At 70.2% G+C, this 19,620-nt stretch carries 19 protein-coding genes; 6 read left to right on the plus strand and 13 right to left on the minus strand.

The window, feature by feature from the left end; genetic code table 11:
• The first annotated feature begins 15 nt into the window (after window positions 1-15).
• Window positions 16-888: an LLM class F420-dependent oxidoreductase gene (locus BMY88_RS03770; protein ID WP_091940363.1), complete on the plus strand. Its 873-nt coding sequence runs from the start codon at window positions 16-18 to the stop codon at window positions 886-888.
• A gap of 18 nt (window positions 889-906) precedes the next feature.
• Here BMY88_RS03770 and BMY88_RS03775 read toward each other — a convergent pair whose 3' ends face one another.
• The 5 genes from BMY88_RS03775 to BMY88_RS03795 all read right to left on the minus strand — a co-directional run bounded on the left by BMY88_RS03775 (window position 907) and on the right by BMY88_RS03795 (window position 5,640).
• Window positions 907-1,731, minus strand: coding sequence for a crotonase/enoyl-CoA hydratase family protein (locus BMY88_RS03775; RefSeq protein WP_091940364.1), 825 nt, complete (start codon window positions 1,729-1,731; stop codon window positions 907-909).
• A 44-nt stretch (window positions 1,732-1,775) separates the two neighbouring features.
• On the minus strand, window positions 1,776-2,534 hold the full coding sequence (locus tag BMY88_RS03780) for a 3-hydroxyacyl-CoA dehydrogenase (RefSeq protein WP_091940366.1): 759 nt from the start codon (window positions 2,532-2,534) through the stop codon (window positions 1,776-1,778).
• An 88-nt stretch (window positions 2,535-2,622) separates the two neighbouring features.
• Window positions 2,623-3,390, minus strand: coding sequence for an NADPH-dependent F420 reductase (locus tag BMY88_RS03785; RefSeq protein WP_211435475.1), 768 nt, complete (start codon window positions 3,388-3,390; stop codon window positions 2,623-2,625).
• 78 nt (window positions 3,391-3,468) lie between these two features.
• Window positions 3,469-4,404, minus strand: coding sequence for an LLM class F420-dependent oxidoreductase (locus BMY88_RS03790; RefSeq protein WP_091940368.1), 936 nt, complete (start codon window positions 4,402-4,404; stop codon window positions 3,469-3,471).
• A 249-nt stretch (window positions 4,405-4,653) separates the two neighbouring features.
• On the minus strand, window positions 4,654-5,640 hold the full coding sequence (locus BMY88_RS03795; RefSeq protein WP_091940371.1) for a LysR family transcriptional regulator: 987 nt from the start codon (window positions 5,638-5,640) through the stop codon (window positions 4,654-4,656).
• 112 nt (window positions 5,641-5,752) lie between these two features.
• Between BMY88_RS03795 and BMY88_RS03800 the strand changes: the two genes are divergently transcribed.
• From BMY88_RS03800 to BMY88_RS03815, 4 genes are all read left to right on the plus strand, one after another.
• Entirely contained in the window at window positions 5,753-6,613 is an 861-nt protein-coding gene (locus BMY88_RS03800) for an HTD2 family dehydratase (RefSeq protein ID WP_211435476.1), read from the plus strand.
• The gene (locus BMY88_RS03805; protein ID WP_091940374.1) at window positions 6,613-7,764 is read left to right on the plus strand and encodes an acyl-CoA dehydrogenase family protein; all 1,152 of its coding nucleotides are present in this window, start codon (window positions 6,613-6,615) and stop codon (window positions 7,762-7,764) included. Before BMY88_RS03800 ends, BMY88_RS03805 begins: the two co-directional genes overlap by 1 nt.
• 63 nt (window positions 7,765-7,827) lie before the next feature.
• On the plus strand, window positions 7,828-8,973 hold the full coding sequence (locus BMY88_RS03810; RefSeq protein ID WP_091940376.1) for a CaiB/BaiF CoA transferase family protein: 1,146 nt from the start codon (window positions 7,828-7,830) through the stop codon (window positions 8,971-8,973).
• Entirely contained in the window at window positions 8,970-9,887 is a 918-nt protein-coding gene (locus tag BMY88_RS03815) for an HpcH/HpaI aldolase/citrate lyase family protein (RefSeq protein ID WP_211435477.1), read from the plus strand. Before BMY88_RS03810 ends, BMY88_RS03815 begins: the two co-directional genes overlap by 4 nt.
• Here BMY88_RS03815 and BMY88_RS03820 read toward each other — a convergent pair.
• A complete protein-coding gene (locus BMY88_RS03820; RefSeq protein WP_091940378.1) occupies window positions 9,877-10,635 on the minus strand; it encodes an enoyl-CoA hydratase/isomerase family protein in 759 nt (252 codons plus the stop codon). The genes BMY88_RS03815 and BMY88_RS03820 overlap by 11 nt on opposite strands.
• A 373-nt stretch (window positions 10,636-11,008) precedes the next feature.
• On the opposite strand from BMY88_RS03820, the gene BMY88_RS03825 reads away from it, so the two are divergent.
• Window positions 11,009-11,635: a TetR/AcrR family transcriptional regulator gene (locus BMY88_RS03825; RefSeq protein WP_091940380.1), complete on the plus strand. Its 627-nt coding sequence runs from the start codon at window positions 11,009-11,011 to the stop codon at window positions 11,633-11,635.
• A gap of 73 nt (window positions 11,636-11,708) precedes the next feature.
• Here the strand turns inward: BMY88_RS03825 and BMY88_RS03830 are convergent, their stop codons facing one another.
• From BMY88_RS03830 to BMY88_RS03860, 7 genes are all read right to left on the minus strand, one after another.
• Window positions 11,709-13,376 carry a long-chain-fatty-acid--CoA ligase gene (locus tag BMY88_RS03830; protein WP_211435478.1) on the minus strand — a complete coding sequence of 556 codons (1,668 nt, stop codon included), beginning with the start codon at window positions 13,374-13,376 and terminating at the stop codon, window positions 11,709-11,711.
• 95 nt (window positions 13,377-13,471) lie between these two features.
• On the minus strand, window positions 13,472-14,275 hold the full coding sequence (locus BMY88_RS03835; protein WP_091940382.1) for an acetoacetate decarboxylase family protein: 804 nt from the start codon (window positions 14,273-14,275) through the stop codon (window positions 13,472-13,474).
• 143 nt (window positions 14,276-14,418) lie between these two features.
• On the minus strand, window positions 14,419-15,897 hold the full coding sequence (locus tag BMY88_RS03840; protein WP_091940384.1) for an aldehyde dehydrogenase: 1,479 nt from the start codon (window positions 15,895-15,897) through the stop codon (window positions 14,419-14,421).
• Window positions 15,898-16,083: 186 nt separating this feature from the next.
• Window positions 16,084-16,614 (minus strand): nuclear transport factor 2 family protein, encoded by a 531-nt coding sequence (locus BMY88_RS03845; protein ID WP_091940387.1) that lies wholly within the window; start codon window positions 16,612-16,614, stop codon window positions 16,084-16,086.
• Window positions 16,615-16,799: 185 nt separating this feature from the next.
• A complete protein-coding gene (locus BMY88_RS03850; protein WP_091940389.1) occupies window positions 16,800-17,642 on the minus strand; it encodes a mycofactocin-coupled SDR family oxidoreductase in 843 nt (280 codons plus the stop codon).
• Between the two features lie 110 nt (window positions 17,643-17,752).
• A complete protein-coding gene (locus BMY88_RS03855) occupies window positions 17,753-18,505 on the minus strand; it encodes an SDR family NAD(P)-dependent oxidoreductase (RefSeq protein ID WP_091940391.1) in 753 nt (250 codons plus the stop codon).
• Window positions 18,506-18,591: 86 nt separating this feature from the next.
• Entirely contained in the window at window positions 18,592-19,605 is a 1,014-nt protein-coding gene (locus BMY88_RS03860; RefSeq protein WP_091940393.1) for an LLM class flavin-dependent oxidoreductase, read from the minus strand.
• Window positions 19,606-19,620 lie beyond the last annotated feature (15 nt).

Raw genomic sequence — 19,620 nt, forward strand, 5'->3', positions numbered from 1 at the left:
GACGACGACAGGGAGATGAGCACCGTGCGGAGCTGGGGCATCTGGCGCGTCGAGCGGGACTGGACGCCGGAGTCGGCCGCCGAACTGGAGGCCCTCGGCTTCGACACGTTGTGGATCGGCGGTTCGCGGGACAACGCCCTCCGGACCGCGGAACTCCTGCTGGCGGCAACGCGGTACCTGACCGTCGCCACCGGCATCCTCAACGTCTGGAGCACCGACGCGGACGCGGTCGCCCGGTCGTTCCACCGCCTCGACGAGCGCTTCCCGGGGCGGTTCCTGCTGGGTGTCGGCAGCGGCCACCGCGAGGCCTTCCAGGACACGTACACCAGGCCGTACACGGCCGTCTCGCGGTACCTGGACCGGCTCGACGCACACGACGTGCCACCCGAGCGCAGGATCCTCGCCGCCCTGGGCGACCGTATGGTCGGGCTCGCTGCCGCCCGGAGCCGTGGGGCACACCCCTACCTCGTGACGCCCGCACACACGGCACACGCCCGGGAGCTCCTGGGGCCGGCCGTCTACCTGGCACCCGAGCAGAAGGTCGTCCTGGACCGGGACCCCGTCACCGCGCGCTCCATCGGTCGTCCGGTGGTCGCCGAGCCCTATCTGCGGCTCGCCAACTACCGGAACAGCCTGCGGACGCTCGGCTACACCGACGCGCAGATGGACCATGGCGGCAGCGACTCGCTGATCGACGACCTCGTCGTGCACGGGGAACCGGACACCGTGCGGGCTCGCCTGGAGGCCCACGTCGAGCACGGCGCCGACCACGTCGCCGTGCAACTGCTCATGCACCCCGGACGGGACCCCCTCGAGGAGTTCCGTGAACTGGCCGCAGTCCTGGATCTGCGGCCCGACTCCGGCCCACCCGACCGGGTGCAGGGGTAGCGCACTCCCCCGCTGAGGTCAGCGTCCTTGCCACACAGGCGGCCTCTTCTCGGCGAACGCGGTGGCGCCCTCCTGGGCGTCACAGGTGGCGAAGACGACGTCCTTCGCCTGCTCGTTCAGCGCCCACACCTCCCCGTGTGACCACTCGGGGTCCCAGTCCGATCCCGCCGCGGCGGTCCGGTGCATGATCCGCTTGGTGTGCTGCACCGACAGGGGCGCGTTCTCGGCGATCCGCGCCGCGAGGTCCAGGGCGTCGGCAAGCGCCTTCCCCGGCTCGGCCAGGATGTTGACCAGTCCCCAGTGCTCTGCCTGCCGCGCGGTGATGCCGTCGCCGGTCAGGGCCAGCTCGAGCGCCCGCTTGAACGGCAGTTGACGCTGCAGCCGCACCACGCCACCGGCAGCGGCCAGCAGACCGCGCTTGACCTCCGGGAGGCCGAAGGTGGCGTCCTCGGCGGCGACGACGAGGTCGCAGGCGAGCGCGATCTCGGTGCCGCCGCCCATGGCGAAGCCGTTGACGGCCGCGACCACCGGCTTGTCGATCCAGTGCCGGACCAGGCCGGCGAAGCCCCACTCCGGATGATCCGGTGCGTGCACGTCCCGACCCGCCGCCAGCTCCTTGAGATCCGCACCGGCGCAGAAGGCCCGGCCCGCACCGGTCACGACGACCACCCGGACGTCCGGGTCGTCGGCTGCACGCTCCAGACCGTGACCGACGGCGGTCGACAGCGCGGCGTTCACGGCGTTCAACGCCCTGGGCCGGTTGAGGGTGATGACGGCGACGTGGCCGGATCGCTCGTAGAGCGCGGCCTCCTCGCTGGGCTCGGCGGTTGCGGGAGAGGTCATCGGGGACTCCACGGGGATAGCGGGGCGGACGTCGGGCCGGCGACTCAGCGCGGCGCCATCCGGATCGCGCCGTCGAGCCGGATGGTCTCGCCGTTGAGCATGGGGTTCGCGACGATGGAACTGACCAGGTGGGCGTACTCGGCCGGGTCGCCCAGCCGGCTCGGGTGGGGGACCTGGGCTCCCAGGGCCTCGCGCACCTCCTCCGGCAGGGCGCCGAGCAGCGGGGTCTCGAAGAGGCCCGGCGCGATGGTCACGACCCTGATCTTGAGCGGCGCGAGGTCACGTGCCACCGGGAGGGTCAGCCCGACGATGCCGCCCTTCGAGGCGGAGTAGGCGGCCTGCCCGACCTGCCCCTCGAACGCCGCCACGGACGCGGTGTTGACGATGACGCCGCGCTCGGCGTCGATGGGCTCGTTGTCCGCCATGGCCTCGGCCGCCAGCCGGATGACGTTGAACGTGCCGATCAGGTTCACCCGCACCACACGCTCGAAGTCCGCGAGTGGGAAGGCGCCCTTCTTGCCCACGGTCTTGATGGCGACGCCGATGCCCGCGCAGTTGACGGCGACGGCCAGGCGACCGTCCTCGTTGGCCAGTCGGACCGCCGTGGCCACGCCCTCCTCGTCGGTGACATCGGCCGGCGCGAACCGGACCCGATCCCCCAGCGCATCCAGCGCGGTCCGGTCGGCCTGAGGCAGGTCCACCGCGACGACGTCGGCGCCGGCGTCGGCCAGCCGCCGTACGGTCGCGAGCCCGAGGCCCGAGGCGCCTCCGGTCACCAGTGCGCTCTTGCCCTCGATCTCCACGCTGCCTCCACCGTTCGACGTTGCTTAGCGATCGCTAGAGTAGCGGGACGGCTCGGTCGAGCGATCACGCCCCCGACCGGATGCCCGCTTACAGGTAGATCGCCCGGTTGAGCTGCACCAGCCAGTCCCCGAAGCCGTCGCCCTTGCCTCCGTCGCCGGAGACGCGCTCGCCGACGACGGCCATGCTGAGGTCCCGCCGTCGCGGGATCCGGTCCTTCTCCGCCGATGCGAGAGCCGCTCGCAGTTCGTCACGGGTAAGATCGGTGCAGTAGGTGGGAGCGCCTGGATGCTGCCGCCACGAGTCGGCGATCTCGCCCGCGTCGACGGCGTCGAATCCGGTCTCCTCGACGAGCCGCATCGCGACGGAGCGATCTCCGTCGCGGTCCGCCGCGATCGGGATGGCGATCCGCCCCGGCGATCCCGGGCTGCTCGCCTTGCCGGCGAACGACTCCGCGGGGATCGCGTTCCACGCCTTGGCGATCGGGCGCCCCAGCTGCTCGGACACCCAGACGCTCTCGACCTGGCCGTCGTCGATCGCGGGGATGTGGCCGTCCCGGTGCGGGTAGTAGTTCGAGGTGTCGATGATCGTGGTGTCGGGCGAGGTGCGCGCCACCAAGGGCGCGATCCCCGGCATCCGGTTGAACGGGATCGAGGTGATGAGCACGTCGACGTCGACGACCACGTCGTCGGCGGTCACGGCCACGGCACCTGCGACCAGCATGCCCGGGTCGATGGTCTCCGGCCCCCGGGAGTTCGCCACCTTGACCTGGTGGCCGGCCTCGCTCAGGCGGCGGGTGAGAGTGGCGCCGATGAATCCGGCGCCGAGGATCCCGATCTTGATGTGACTCGCCTCCATGGTCGATCGGCTCGTAAGGAGCCGAGCCCCGGCCCGACGTCCTCGCCGGGCCGGGGCTGTGGGTGTTCCGCCCGGGACTCAGGCCCCCGCAGGTGCCGGCGAGGTCTCGTCCGCCTCCTGCGCGATCTTGCTCAGGTCCTTGATGAACTGCCGGATCTCGCTCTCGGTGGCCGTGGTCGGGGTGGGCAGCGAGTAGAGGACCCGGTCGACGCCGAGGGCGTGGTACTGGTCGACGAAGTCGAGACGGCCGAAGTTGAGGGTGACGTCGACCGTCCTGCCCTCCGCTGCAGCGCGCTCGCGCAACTCGGTGATCCGGTCACCGAGGCCGTCGAAGGTGTCGTCGGTGTGCCCGGGGAGCCAGCCGTCCGCGTGGCTCAGGGCGCGGTCGACGACGGTCGGCCCCATGCCCCCCATGAGGACCGGCGGATGCGGCTGCGTGATGGGCTTGGGCCAGCTGAACAGGGGCTTGAAGTCGACGTGATCCCCGTGGTATTCGGCCTTCTCGGTGGTCCAGATCGCCTTCATCGCCTCGACGCGCTCGAGCATGAGGGCCCACCGCGTCTTGAGCACGACCCCGTGGTTCTCGAGCTCCTCCGCGTTCCAGCCGGCCCCGGCGCCGACCCCGAAGATCAACCGACCGCCGCTGAAATGGTCGAGCGTCGCGATCTGCTTGGCCAGGAAGAACGGGTCCCGCTGGACGACCAGGCAGATGCCGGTGCCCACCTTGAGGGTCGTCGTCACGGCGGCCATCGCGGTCAGCGTCGTGAGCTGGTCGTAGTTGTGGTAGTACTCGCGCTGGAGGCCGCCATGGGAGGCCTTGAAGCGCGCATCGCGCTTCTCCTCCTCGCCGCCGTACACGACCTTCATCTCCTCGGGCACGTCTGCCCCGACGGGCACGTGCGAGTGGTCCGGGACGAAGATCGACTCGATGCCGCTGTCCTCGAGCAGCCGAGCGAGCTCCAGCGGGGGGATCGGATCCTCGTCCGTGTTCATCGAGAGCACGCCTGTCTTCACGACACCTTCTCCTTCGTGTTGTCATCCTTGATCACGACATGCCGTTCGGCAGGCGCCCGAGGCCCCGACGCATCACGCCGGAGCCCCGTGCCGGCTCGCGGCACGACGACGGCTCCGGCGGGGCGTAGGGGCAGTCGCACCGTCGGCTGCCCCCGACATGACGGTGGCCGCCCCCTGCGAGCAGTGTGTGACCCCAGCCATAGCGGGACGCTACGGCGACCACTCCGCAGCGTCAATAGCATGCGCTAGCTAGGCAGTGCCCGCTGCTCCGTCACGGACAGCCGGCAGCTCGGAGGGCACGGCGTTCGTGATGAGCTCGGCGGACGCCCAGCGACCCGAGCGCACCGCGGCGCGCACGAGCGTCAGCAGCTCCGTCGCCACGACCTCGACCGCTGGTGGCGTCTTCCCCGCGCGCGGGAGCCCGAGGCCGACCGTACGGACGATCTCCGGCGCTCTCAGCGGCGCGGCGCTGAGACGTCCCTCGAGCGCATGGTGCGACACCCCGGCACCCGGCAGGACGGTCCACCCGTGACCGGCTTCGACCAAGAGTGTCTGCAGCGCGATGGAGTTCGCCTGCGCGACCACTCGCGGCTGCACGTCGCAGTGCAGGCGGGCCTCGTCCAGGAGCAGCCTGATCCCGTGCTGACCGGCGATCGGCATGATGAACGGGTGGGACAGCACGGTGGCGAGATCGACGGGCTGGTCCGCCCTCAGCCCGGCCTCCCGGGGCGCCACGGCCCAGAGCTTGTCCCGCAGCAGCGGCAGGACCCGGACCGACTGCGTGGTGGTCAGGTTGTACAGCAGCGCGAGGTCGAGGTCTCCGTCGTCGAGCCACTGCTGCAGGTGGCCTGAGTAGGCCGTGGCCAGGTGCAGCTCGATCCCGGGGTGCTTGCGACCGATCACCTCGACGAGTGGCCCCGCCAGGAGATGTTCAACAGAACCGAGGATCCCGATGGTCGCGATCCCGGTGACCGCCTCGCGGGTGGGCGCCACCTCGGCCCTCGCACGCTCGAGCTCGCTCAGGACGCGCCGCGCACGGGTGACGAAGGCGAGCCCGGCGGCGGTCGGTCGCATCCCGGAACTGGTGCGATCGAAGAGCTGGACCCCCAGCTCCTCCTCCAGGCTGGAGATCTGACGTGAGACGGCGGGCTGCGCCAGGTAGAGGAGCTGCGCGGCCTTCGTCACGCTGCCGGTCTCGGCCGCCGTCACCACCGCGCGGAGCTGCCTGAGATCCACCGATCCTCCTCCGCTCCCATGCGCCGGCCGGATGAAGTCATGCACAGACGGTATTCGACGGGGCCGTGCATTCCTCATCATGCTAGAGCGAAGCCAACCGAAGGGGGCGCTCGTGTCCGACCACGACGACGACGCGGCTGCGGCCGACTGGACGACGTGGACGGGCCGGTCGTCCACGTCGACGGCCCACCTCCACCCGGACCAGGCCAACCGCATGGCCGTGACCCTCGACCGCCCTCCGACGTTCGTCGCGGGACAGGCTCTGCCGCCCGCGTGGCACTGGCTGTACTTCCACGACTTCGTCGAGAGCTCCAGGCTCGGGCCTGACGGCCATCCCGCCCGCGGCATCGTGATGCCGCCGGTGCCGCTCGAGCGCCGCATGTGGGCCGCCGGGGACCTGCGGTTCCACGAGCCGCTGCGCCTCGGTGAGACCGCCACGCGGGTGAGCACCATCAGCGACATCACGGCGAAGAGCGGCCGCAGCGGCCCCCTCTACTTCGTCACCGTCGAGCACGAGCTCCGCGTCGGGGACCGCCTGGCCGTCGCGGAGACGCAGAAGATCGTCTACCGCGAGCTGACCGCAGAGACCGGCGGCGCCGCCGCGCCTGCGCCGGTGGACCCGGAGTTCTCGCGGACCTGGCAGTTCGCCAGCACCGCGTTGTTCCGCTACTCCGCGCTGACCTTCAACAGCCACCGGATCCACTACGACGTCGAGTACGCCCGTGACGTCGAGGGCTACCCCGGACTCGTCGTGCACGGACCGCTCCTGGCGACGCTCCTCGCCGATCTCGCCGAGAGCCAGGGCGACCGGCTCGCCGCGCTCGACTACCGGGCGCGGTCGCCCCTGTTCAGCCCCGACGCCTTCACGGTCAACGGCCGCCGTGCCGGCACTGCGGCGACCCTGTGGGCCACCTCGGGCAGCGGTTCCCTCGCCATGGAAGCAACAGCCACGTACCGCCAGGAGGCGCAGTGATGAACGACTTCACCGACGACGAGCTGTCCGTCATCGAGCTGGTGCGTACCTGGGTCGACCGTGAGGTCAAGCCGGTCGTCCAGGAACTCGAGCACGCCAACACCTATCCCGAAGACCTCATCGAGCAGATGAAGGCGATGGGCATCTTCGGCCTCGCCATCCCGGAGCCCTGGGGCGAGGTCGCCGTCAGCGCGCCCTGCTACGCGGCGGTGACGGCGGAGCTCGCCCGCGGGTGGATGAGCCTCGCCGGCGCCATGGGCGGGCACACCGTCGTCGCCAAGCTCCTGCTGGCCTACGGCACGGACGAGCAGAAGGCCACGTACCTGCCCCGCATGGCGACCGGCGACGTCCGGGCGACCATGGCCCTCACCGAGCCCGGCGGCGGGTCCGACCTCCAGGCGATGCGCACGGTCGCGCGCACGGACGGCGACGACTACGTCATCAACGGCTCCAAGACGTGGATCTCCAACGCACGGAGGTCCCAGCTCATCGCGCTGCTGTGCCGTACGGACGCCGACGCGCGTCCTGCCCACAAGGGGATCAGCATCCTCCTCGTCGAGAAGGGGCCCGGCTTCGAGGTCTCGCGCGACCTTCCCAAGCTCGGCTACAAGGGCGTCGAGTCGTGCGAGCTCGCGTTCTCCGACTTCCGGGTCCCCCGCTCGTCCCTCCTGGGGACCGAGGAGGGGCGCGGGTTCGCCCAGATGATGCGCGGGCTCGAGATGGGGCGGATCCAGGTCGCGTCGCGGGCACTGGGGGTCGCGCAGGCCGCACTCGACGACTCGGTCCGGTACGCGCAGGAGCGCCAGTCCTTCGGCAAGCCGATCTGGCAGCACCAGTCGATCGGCAACTACCTCGCCGACATGGCCACCGAGCTCGAGGCGGCACGGCAGCTGACCCAGTACGCGGCGAGGCGGTACGAGTCCAGCGCCCGCGCGGACAAGGAAGCCAGCATGGCGAAGCTCTTCGCGTCGGAGACCGCGATGAAGATCGCGCTCAGCGCCGTCCGGATCCACGGTGGGTACGGCTACTCGACGGAGTTCGACGTCGAGCGGTACTTCCGCGACGCACCGCTGATGATCGTCGGTGAGGGGACGAACGAGATCCTCCGGGGCGTCATCGCCCGTCAGGTGGTCGAGAGCGCGCCCATCTGATGCCGGCCCCGGCTCCGGCGGCCGCCACGACCCCCTCCCCCGCCTCCCCTTGAGGACTCCACTGTGCTGCCCCTCCACGGAATCACCGTCGTCTCGCTCGAGCAGGCCGTCGCCGCCCCGTTCGCGACGCGCCAGCTCGCCGACCTCGGCGCGCGGGTCATCAAGGTCGAGCGGCCGGGTGCGGGCGACTTCGCCCGCGACTACGACCGATCGGTCAACGGTGAGGCGAGCTACTTCGTCTGGCTGAACCGGGGCAAGGAGAGCATCGAGCTCGACCTCAAGGCACCCGAGGACCGCGCGGTCCTCGACGCCATGCTGGACGAGGCCGACGTCCTCCTGCAGAACCTGATCCCGGGGGCCGTGGCCCGCCTGGGGCTCGACGCGGAGACGCTCAGGTCCCGGCGCCCCGAGCTGATCCACTGCTCCATCTCCGGCTACGGGTCGTCGGGCCCCTATCGCAGCAAGAAGGCCTACGACCTGCTCGTCCAGTGCGAGGCCGGGATCGTCTCCGCCACCGGGAGCCCCGACGAGCCGGCCAAGGTCGGGATCTCGATCGCGGACATCGCCACGGGCATGTACGCCTACACCGGCGTCCTCACGGCCCTCTACGAGCGGACCCGCACCGGTCTGGGCAGCACCATCGAGGTCGCCATGCTGGACGCCCTGGGGGAATGGATGATGCAGCCGGCGTACTACTCCGTGTACGGGGGCCGACCCACGCAGCGGACCGGGGCACGACACAGCTCGATCGCCCCGTACGGCCCCTACCGGACCGGTGACGGCTCGGCGGTGTTCCTGGGCGTCCAGAACGACCGCGAGTGGGCCCTCGTGTGCCGCGAGGTGCTCGGCCGTCCCGATCTCGTCGACGACCCCCGCTTCGCCCACAACACCGAGCGGGTGGAGAACAACGACCAGATCACCCCGCTGATCGAGGCCGCATGGAGCGGACGGACAGCCGACGAGGCCGTCGAGAAGCTCGACGATGTCGGGATCGCCTGTGCCCGGCTGCGCACGCCCGCGGAGTTCTTCGAGCACCCACAGCTCCAGGCCCGCGACCGCTGGCGGAACGTCGACACCGCGGGCGGTCCCATCCAGGCCCTCCTCCCACCCGTCACCGTGGCCGGCCGCGAGCCGGCGATGGGTCCGGTGCCCGCGCTGGGGGCAGACAACGCCGCCCTCCGCGCCGAGTTCGCGCCGAAGCCGTCATGAACCACGCCATGCCGACGACGACGTCCGAGCTCGGCGAGACGCACCGCATCCCTCGCTCGTGCCTCGTGGTCCCGGCCTCCGACTCCCGCAAGGTGGAGAAGGCGCTGGGAACCGCGGCGGACGAGGTCGTCCTCGACCTCGAGGACGCCGTCGCTCCTTCGGCCAAGGACGCGGCCCGAGCGAGCGCGGCAGAGGTCCTACGGGCCGGCCCGGGCAGAGCGGTGGCGGTGCGGATCAACCAGATCGGGACGCGCTGGTGCCACCACGACGTACTCGAGATGGTCGCCGCCGCTCCGGGACGGCTCACCCTGGTGGTCCCCAAGGTCGAGTCCGCAGCGGACGTCGGGTTCATCGACCGGTTGGTCCGTGGAGCCCTGGCCGATCGGTCCACGAGTCTGCCTGAGGTGTCCCTGGACGTCCTCGTGGAGACCGCGGCAGCGCTCCGGGATCTCGACGCCGTCGTCACCGCGAGCCCGCTCGTGCGGGCCGTGGTGGTCGGATACGCCGACCTCGGTGCCGACCTCGGACGAGACGCCGGGGGGGACCCGACGCTGTGGGACGCCGTGCGGCACCAGGTCGTGACGGCCGTACGCGCCGCCGGACGTGTGGGACTGGACGGTCCCTGGCTCTCGACCGCGGCAGACGCCCCGTTCCTCCGGGACCGGGAGCGCGCCCGGGCCTTCGGGCTCGACGGCACCTGGGTGATCCACCCGGCTCAGGTCGCCGAGGCGACCCGGATCTTCAGCCCCTCCGCCGACGAGGTCGCGTGGGCCCGACGAGTGCTCGGGGCCCTCGACGCGTCGGTCGCGGACGGCGCTGGGGCCGTCGCCCTGGACGGTCAGATGCTCGACGAGGCGGTGGCCGTCCGGGCCCGATCGGTCCTCGCCAAGGCCGGCGGGCGGCTCACTTCCTGAAGCGTGCCAGGTGCGGCGAGGGGTCGTAGGTGGGATCGCCCTCGTTCACCTTGATCGACTGCTGGAGGATGTTCGCGCGCGCCGACTCCTGCAGGCCCTGGAAGAGCAGTTCCTTCGTCGTCCGCAGCGCCCAGGGCGAGTTCGCCGCCATCGTCACAGCCATCCGCGTGGTGAACTCGTGCAGTTCGTCGTCGGGCACGACGTGGTTGACCAGGCCCATGGCGAGCGCGTCCGCGGCCCCGTACAGCGAGCCCGAGTAGAGCACCTCCGCCGCCACACCCCAGCCGACGAGGCGAGGGAGCAGCCACGTCGCGGCACCCGTGTCCGTGATGGTCCCGAACTTGACCGCCGGGTGCCCGAGCCGGGCACTCGCGGCCGCGATCCGCACGTCGGCCTGCACCGCCAGCTCGAGCCCGTAGCCCACCGCCGCGCCGTTCAGCATGGCGATCACGGGCTGGCGCATCGCGGTGAGCGTCCACAGCCCGGAGCCCTCGGCCACCGACCCGCTCGCCGGCGGACTGTCCTGCGTGAGGAAGGTGTCGTTCCCCGACAGGTCCGCGCCCGCGCAGAAGGCGCGGCCGGCCCCGGTGACGACCACGACATGGACGTCGTCGCGAAGCGACATGGCCTCGGCGGCCGCGGTGATCTCCGCGATCCTGGCGAACGTCACCGGGTTCAGTCGATCCGGGTCGTTCAGCGTGAGCCAGCCGACGTGTCCCTCGACTCTGCTCAGTACGAAGTCGCTCATCCACGTCCCTCTGCTCTTGGTCGCGGGGACCGAACCTTGGCTCGACGGGTCCCGAGGAGTCCCGACTTCGCCCGACGGCCGTGCCGGTACCTAGCGCTAGTTAACGTGTCATGACAGACGCAGCCCGTCAAGCAGGCCCGAGCGCCGCCGGCAGCTTCGCGCTGGGTCCAGGCCGGTGCGCGGCCGACCTCTCCGGTTCTGACGACAGGGGGCCGGACTCCAGCGGTTCGGTCTCTGCGCCGACCCCACCCGTCGGAGGGATGTGACACTCCCTGTCGCCGAACACTCTTCTGAGCCGTTACAGTGGGCCATTCATGTAGTGACCGCTCGTTAAGCGGCCACTGCGTCGAGGGACAGACGCGATGGAGCCGACATGACCGCCGTAGACGCAGTGCCGACCGACTTCGACTGGCGGACGTACCCCGACCCGCCCATCGCTCCGATCCTCGCCGCGGCGCTGACCCACTTCCAGCAGGACGGCTACCACGGGACCACGGTCCGCAAGATCGCGGCCGAAGTGGGGCTCACGATGCCGACCCTCTACTACCACTACGGCAACAAGGAGGGCCTCCTCTTCGCCCTCCTCGACATCGCCATGGACGACTTCTGGGCCCATGGCCACGCATGCCTCGAGGAAGCCGGCACCGACGTCCAGAAGAGGTTCGAGAACTTCATCAGCTCGGTCGCCCTGCACTACACCCATCGCCGCGACCTGGCGATGCTGCACGACGAGTCGCGGTTCCTCGGCCCCGACTTCCGCGTGAAGTACCTGGAGCGGCGGAACATGGTGAACGAGGTGCTGGAGGGCCTGATCAAGGACGGGGTCGCCGAAGGCGTCTTCGACGTCGACGACAGCCACCTCACGTCGCTGGCCCTCCTCGGCATGCTCGGGGGCATCCTGGACTGGTACCGCGACAAGGGCCCGCTGTCGGCTGCCGACATCGCCAACAGGTACACCCGTTACGCCGTGCGGATCGTCTCGAAGCCCGCCGCAGCCTGAGGTCACGGCGCCCGCGGGCTGAGGTCACGGCGTTCGGAGCCTCACGGGGCTGGTCGGTCGGGCGACGACCGGGTCACCCTTGGTCGTCGTCGACCAGTGAACGCAGGATCTTCTTGTCGTACTTGCCCGTCGTGGTCCGAGCGATCTGCTCGACGATCCGGAAGTGCTCGGGCACCCACCATCGCGCCACCCGGCTGGAGAGGAACTCCTTCAGTTCCGTCTCGGTGACCGGCGCAGCGAGCACGACGAAGGCGAGCGGCCGCTCACCCCACCGCGGGTCGGCGACGCCGATGACGGCAGCCTCGCGTACCGCCGGGTGGGCGATGAGTTCGCCCTCGAGGTCCTGCGAGGAGATCCACTCACCACCGGACTTGATGACGTCCTTCGCGCGGTCGGTGATGCGCAGGTGGCCGGAGCCGTCGATCGTCCCGACGTCACCCGTGCGGAGCCAGCCGTCGTGGACGGCGGCAGCGGTGGCCGCGGGCGCGCGGTAGTAGCCGCTCGCCACGGACGGACCGCGGACCTCGACGTTCCCCACGGCGACACCGTCGTGAGGGAGAACGGTGCCCTCGTCGCCGACGAGGCGGAGCTCGTACAGCGGCGAGATCCGGCCGGCACTCCTGCGGCGCGCGCCGGTCTCGACCGCGGAGTCGTCCGGATCGGCCCGCTCGACGGTGGCGCCGGGGAAGATCTCGGTCATCCCCCACCCCTCGATCATCTCGGCGCCGAACCGGCTGTCGTATTCCCGGACGAGGGTCTCGGGGACGGCGGTCCCGCCGCAGAGGATCGTCTGCAGGGACGACAGGTCGGGAGTCTCGCCCTGCGGGAGGCTGTCGAGGTGGTGGAGGAGGTCGAGCCACAGCGTCGGGACCCCGGCCGACCAGGTCGTCCGCTGCGCCTCGATCAGCCGGGCCAGCGGAGCCGGCTTGAGGTGCCTACCCGGCATCACGATGTCGCTCCCGACGAGACCGCACACGAAGGGCAGGCCCCAGCCCATCGCGTGGAAGAGCGGCACCAGCGCCAGCACCCGGTCCCGGCTGGTGATGCCATACACGTCGGCACCCGCCATCGCGAGCGCGTGCAGGACGATCGACCGGTGAGAGTACATGACCCCCTTGGGGTCACCCGTCGTGCCCGAGGTGTAGCAGAGCGCTGCAGCCGAGCGCTCGTCGATCTCCGGCCACGGGAAGTGCGAGCTCTCCTGCGCCAGGAGGGCCTCGAGGTCGAGCGCGTCGGGCAGTTCCGGGCACTCCTCGCCGGGCTCGGCGATGACGACGACGTGCCGGACGCCGGGCAGCTGCGGCAGGACCTCGGCCAACTGTCCGCCCAGCGAGCTCTCGACGATCACCACGCCGTCCCCGGCGTGCTCGACGGTGTAGGCCAGCTGGTCCCCGTGCAGGCGGAGGTTCATGGTGTGCAGCACCGCCCCCATGCACATCACGGCCAGGTACACCTCGAGATGCTGGGCGTTGTTCCACGCGAGGCTCGCGACCCGGTCCCCCGGGCGGACCCCGAGACGTTCCAGCGCGTGCGCCAGCCGGCCGGCGCGCGCGACCACGTCGCGGAATTCGCGCTCGGTGACCGCACCCGTCTCCGGATCCACCAGGGTGACGACCTTGCTGGCGCCGTGGATCGTCTGCATCCGCCGGAGGACGTGGTGGACGGTCAGCGGGAAGTCCATCATCAGGCCCGCCTGCGGAACCGGTCGCGCCTGGGCGGGCTCGAACGTCTCTACTGCCATGGTCACCATCTCCAGAAGGGGTGCTGCCGACGCGCGAGGTCCGGTCGACTCCGGGGCCCGACGACCGCGCCGGCCGCCCACCGGTCGTCGGGAGGTCAGGCCTTGCCGCTCTCCAGCGGGCCGAGGAGGTCGTGCGCGCTCCAGTCGTCCAGGCGGCCGTAGTGGAAGGGGAGGAATTCCTCGGCCGGGATGACGGCCTGGACGTGCTTTCCGCGCAGAGGACGCGTCTCCCCCATGTCCGACACCGCATACGACGCGCCGAGGACCTCGAGCACCGGGAATTCGTCCAGCGGATCGTGGGGCGTCCCGCCGAGCTTCACCGAACCCGGACCGCGACGGTTCTCCGAACTCTTCACGTGAACTTCCTGACCCATGAGCAGCGCGTCATCCACCAGTCCGCCCCCGAGAGCGAGCGTCGCCTTGATGGAGTAGAGAGCCCCACTCCCCTCGCTGGGACCTTCGTCCTCACCGGTCGCGACGTTCAAGCTCATCAAGCGGGTGCCCATGCGGTCGACCGTGCCGACGAAGCCGTTCCCACTCCGGAAGAGGTCGATCGACGCCATCTTCTTGGGCTCGCCGAAGCCCTCGCGTCCGATCAACAGGGCGGCGTCGTAGGTGTCGATGAACATCGAGAGGATGTACTCGCCATCCAGACCGTCGTGAGCAGCGTCGACGTACAGCCCGGCCATCGTGAAGGCGCCGCAGTAGTTCGTCACCCAGCGCGTGACGCGGACGGTCACCCGGTCATTGCCACTCGGCACGAGCGGCGCCGGGAGCACCGACGCGATGACGTCCGGGTCGCTCCGGAAGGCGACCTCGATACGCTCACCGCTCAGGCGCTTGTTGGCCAGCGTGGCGTTGATCCTGGCGATGCTCTCGGCGGACTGGCGGAAACTCATCGATGAGTCCTCTCTCTGCTGCGACCTCACGGACCGGCGCGTGCCCCTTCGCGAAGGCAGGCATGTCGAACGCTCGTTAGAGCGGCGATGTGAGCCGATGCTCTCGCAACCGCAGGATGCCGTCAAGCGACCGCCCGCGGCCGTCACCGCATGACAAAGGGACTCCCGGCCGGCGCTCCGGTGTTCATCCAGACCGTCTTGGTCTCGAGGTACTCGTCCACGGCGGAGATGCCGTTCTCGCGGCCGATGCCCGAGTCCTTCACGCCACCGAACGGTGCCATGAAGCTTACCGCCCGATAGGTGTTGACCCAGACGGTGCCGGCCTGGATCCGCTCGCTCATCCGGAATGCCCGCCCGATGTCCGAGGTCCACACGCCGGCGCCCAGGCCGTAGAGCGAGTCGTTGGCGATGCGGACGGCGTCGTCCTCGTCGTCGAACGGGATGACGGCGAGCACCGGCCCGAAGACCTCCTCCTGCGCGATCCGCATGCCGTTGTCGACGCCGGTGAAGATCGTGGGCTCGACGAACCACCCGTTCCCGCACTCGGGTCTGTCCGCGGGACGGCCACCCAGAGCCAGCGTGGCGCCCTCGGCCTGCGCGACGCCGATGTAGTCGAGGACCTTCTGGTACTGCGGACGGGTGGTGACCGGCCCGACCTGGGTCTCGGCGTCCATCGGGTTGCCCATGCGGGCCGTCCGGCTCATGGCGACGACCCGCTCGACCACCTCGTCGTGCACCGAGGACTGGACGAGGAGGCGGGATCCGGCGATGCAGCTCTGGCCGGTGGCGGCGAAGATCCCCGACACCACACCGTTCACCGCGGCGTCCAGGTCGGCGTCACCGAAGACGATGTTCGGGGACTTCCCACCCAGCTCGAGGGTGAAGCGCTTGAGGTTGCGGGCCGCCTGTGCACCGATGTGGCGACCCGTGGTGTCCGAGCCGGTGAACCCGACCTTCCGCACCAGGGGGTGCTCGATGAGCGGCGCACCCACCTCGGCACCGAAGCCGGTCACGACGTTGACGACCCCTGCCGGGAGCCCCGCCGCCTCCATGACGCGGACGAGCTCGATCGTCGAGGCACTCGTGAACTCCGACGGCTTGATGACGACGGTGCACCCGGCGGCCAGCGCCGGTGCGAGCTTCCAGGCCAGGAGCATCAGGGGGGAGTTCCACGGCGTGATGATGGCGACGACGCCGAGCGGCTCGCGCCGCGTGAACGTGAAGTAGCCGGGCTTGTCCATCGGGATGACGGTGCCCTCGATCTTGTCCGACAGCCCGCCGTAGTAGCGGAACCACTCGGGCAGGTACGCGACCTGTCCCCGCATCTCGGCCAGCAGCTTGCCGTTGTCGCGCACCTCGAGCTCGGCGAGGCGATCGATGTTCGCAGCGATGCCGTCCGCGACCCTGTTCAGGACGAGCCCCCGGGCCGTATGGGTGAGCGTCGACCAGGGACCCCGAGTCAGGGCCTGGTGCGCCGCCGTCACGGCGGCGTCGACATCCGACCCTCCGCCGCGCGCGACCTCGGCCCAGGCACTGCCCTGGTAGGGGTCCTCCGTCTCGAACCACTCCCCCGAGGCGGGCAGCCGGTCTCCACCGTCGACGTGCATGGGAAATCTCTGCATCACTCCTCCTTCACGCCGAGGCCGAGCCACTGTTCGGTCGTCCTCGCCACTGGTCTCGCGACCGGACCGACCGGCCGGCGCGGATCGCCGCTGCCGCCCGGCTGGGAGCAGCTGCTGGGACGGTCACCGACCTCCGCCGTCACGGCCGCCCGCAGTCCGCCGAGCGGGGCGTTCCTCGACGCGTCGTCAGCGCCATTCGATCCACGAGCGGGCGAAGTCGATGGTCTTGATGTACCACCGCTGGTCGTCCAGCCGCTCGTAGGTCTCGTGGTAGTACCCCATGCCGTGCATGAACCGAACGGGAGAGCCCTCCGGCCACCAGGCGTAGTCCTCCATCGGCCAGATCGCCTTCGCGGAGGTGCTCGACGTCCGCTCGATCTCCGGCACGAACAGGTGGTGCACGGTGCGGTTGTTCACCGCGATCGTCTCGCCGAACGACTGGATGGCCTCTCGTCCGACCAGCGGCCAGTCGAAGGCGAACAGCTGATCGAGGTACTCGAGCGAGAAGCCCGGTACGGGAACGCGCTCGCCGGTGAAGGGGTCCCGTGCGACACCGGACTCGCTCTCGTCGACTCGCGCGTCCGTCGTGAACAGAGACGCCCACCGCTTCCAGTCCTTGTTGTCGACGCAGTAGGCGTAGGCCGCCTTCAGCTGCTTGATCTCCTCGATCGCCGCGAGATCGTCGGCGGAGAACTTGCCGTGGGTGGGGCCGGTCATCCTCGCTCGCTTTCCGCCTCGGCGTGCAGCTCGAGACCCGGTGGACGGACCCCGAGCAGCAAGACCACACCGGGCCGACGATGCCTAGTTAGCGCTGGCTAGCATAGCCATCATCGGTGACCTGCGCTACACCGTGGCCGCGCGAAGGCGTTCACCCCACGTCGTCGTAGAGGGCCTACTGCGGCCTACTTGATGGCCGCCCCCAGGTCGACCGGCAGAGCGACCCCGGTGATGTACCGACCCTCGTCCGAGGCCAGGAAGAGCACGGCGTTGCTGATGTCGACCGCCTCCACATAGGGAAGTGGCCAGAGGTGCATCCCTGCCATGGCCACCTCGGCGTCCGCCTGCGTGGGGTTCTCCAGGTCCGGGCGGAAGACGCGGTACAACTCGTCGTGCAGCAGCATCGGGGTCGGCACGTTGGTCGGATGGACGCTGTTCACCCGGATCCGATGCCGGGCGAGCTGCGTGGCGTAGCCACGCATCATCCCGACGACGCCGTGCTTGGCCTCGACGTAACCCGCCGGACCGCCGAGGGTCCGCAGGGCGGCGAGCGAACTGGTGATGATGATGGACCCACCCTCACCGGTGTCGATGACGGCCCGCTTGGTCGCCTCGATCGTCCGGAAGACGCCGGACAGGTTGACCGCGACGACCTCGTCGAACCGCCGCACACGGAGCTCGGGGTCCCGGGAACCGTCCAGTCGGCCGCTGATCCCCGCGTTGGCGCAGACGATGTCGAGCCGGCCGAACTGGTCGACCCCCTCGCTCACCGCTGCCTGCAGCTGCCCCAGGTCGCGGACGTCCGCCTTGCGGGCCACGATCCTGCGGTCGAGGGCCTCCACCGAGCGCACGGTCTCCCGGAGGTCCTCCTCCGTGGCGAGCGGATACGGCACGCCGTCGATCGGCTCGCAGATGTCGACGGCGACGATGTCGGCGCCCTCCTGAGCCAGCCGGATGGCGTGGCTACGCCCCTGGCCCCGGGCGGCGCCGGTGATGAAGGCGACCTTCCCCTCCACACGTCCGGCCATGGCCACTCCTCTCGTAGACACGCGGGTCGGTCACCCGGCACCGGCTCGGTGCGGGACCGGACGACGTCCGGCCGGCTGACCGCCGCCGGCGGACGGCTGGTTCCGCAGGCTCAGGCCGACAGGCCGCCGTCGATCGACAGCGTCGCCCCGGTGATGTACGCCGCCGCCGAGCTGGCCAGGAAGGTGACGAGAGCGCTCATCTCGCTGAGATCGCCGAAGCGGCGCAGCGGGATCGCCGCGCTGATCTTGGCCTTCGCCGCTTCGCGCATGTTGTGCGCCATGTCCGTGCTCATCATCCCTGATTCGATGATGTTGACGGTGATCCTGCGCGGAGCGAGATCATGTGCCGCGCCACGGGTGTAGCCCGCGACGGCGGCCTTGCTGCCGCAGTAGTCCGCCGCCCCCGCCGAACTCGCGCGAGTGCCGCTCAGCGATCCGATCGTGATGATGCGCCCGTCGTCGGACATGACATGCGCCGCCGCCCGGATGCTCGCGATCACGCCCATGGTGTTGATCGCCCACATCCGGTCGAGCGCGGCATAGTCATCGCCGTCGCCCAGGCGTTGCGTGACGGCCACGCCGGCATTGTTGATCAGGATGTCCAACCGACCGAAGTCGTCCATGACGGCAGCCACGAGAGGCTTCGCCGCAGCCGGATCGCCCTGATCGGACCGGTAGGCCTTGGCGCGCGCGCCCTGCCGTTCGACCTCGTCGGCCACGGCGTGCGCCTCGGCTGCGGACGAGTGATACGTGAATGCCACGTCTGCGCCGTGTTCGGCCAGCGCGAGGACCAGCGCTCGGCCGATGCCGCGCGACCCGCCCGTCACGAGGGCGCACTTGCCTTCCAGTTCGCGCTCGTTCATCTTCCAGACCTTCTCTAGGAGCGTCGGCCGATCCGTGAGGGCAATGGGCCTCTGGCCGAGAGATGACCGACCCTCGGTCGAGCGGCTCAGCTGATCGGAGGGGCCGTCAGCGGCTCGTTCTCCGGCCGATGGTCAGCCAGACGTGGCGCCAGCTCCGTGCAGATCGTCTGCACATGACGCAGCCCCATGTCCTCGGACATCCCGGGCAGGGAGGCCCAGATGAACATGGTGTCCACCGGTGCGCCACCGGTGTACGTGCGGATGTTCGAGGCGATGGTCTCGGGCATCTCGCACCAGAAGTACTTCAACAGGACGGGCGGTCCCGCCCGGAATCGTTCCGGGTCCACCGGCCGCGGGAGCGGCCGGTCGGTCCCCACCACCATCTGTTCGTTGTAGGTGTCCAGCTGGTACGCCAGATGCGACCGGACCGTCTGCCAGTCCTTCTCGGGATCATCCGTGACCCACGCGTTCACGGATCCGGCCATCAGGCCCTGCGCCGGGTCGTGGCCGGCCTCGAGCAGTCCCTCGCGGTACGGCTCCCAGTTGCGGGCGTCGCCGGAGAGCAACCGCTCGCCGAGCAGACCCGCCCGTCGTGCACCTTGCGGACCCAGATAGCCCATCCAGATCGGCAGTCGGTCCTGCACCGGCCCGGGGGTGACGCCGCCGGTGCTGAGGAGCTCACGCACCTGCCTCGCCCGCTCGTCCGTCTGGGTGTTCCGCCGTTCGGGATCGGCCCCGTAGAGCTCGTACTCGGGCATGCGGTACTTCGTGCCGGCGCCCAGGCCCAGATCGAACCTCCCGTTCGAGAGCAGATCGATCATGACGCTCTGCTCCGCGAGCTCCGCCGCATGATGCAGCGGGGCGACGACGACGGCCGTACCGAGCCGCACCCGCGTCGTCCGAGCGGCTGCGGCCGCGAGGAAGGTCATGGGTGAGGCGACGTGGTCGTCGGGGAACCGATGGTGCTCGGACACCCAGATCGAGTCGATGCCGAGCCGCTCCGCCTCCTCGATGAGTTCGAGGGTGAACGCGTGCAAGCGGACGGGATCCCGCCTCCACCGAGCCGGATTGCGCATGTCGAACTGCAGGCCGACCTTCACGGACGACTCCTCGAG

It is taken from the genome of Trujillonella endophytica (genome assembly GCF_900110555.1).
Lineage (GTDB): Bacteria > Actinomycetota > Actinomycetes > Mycobacteriales > Geodermatophilaceae > Trujillonella > Trujillonella endophytica.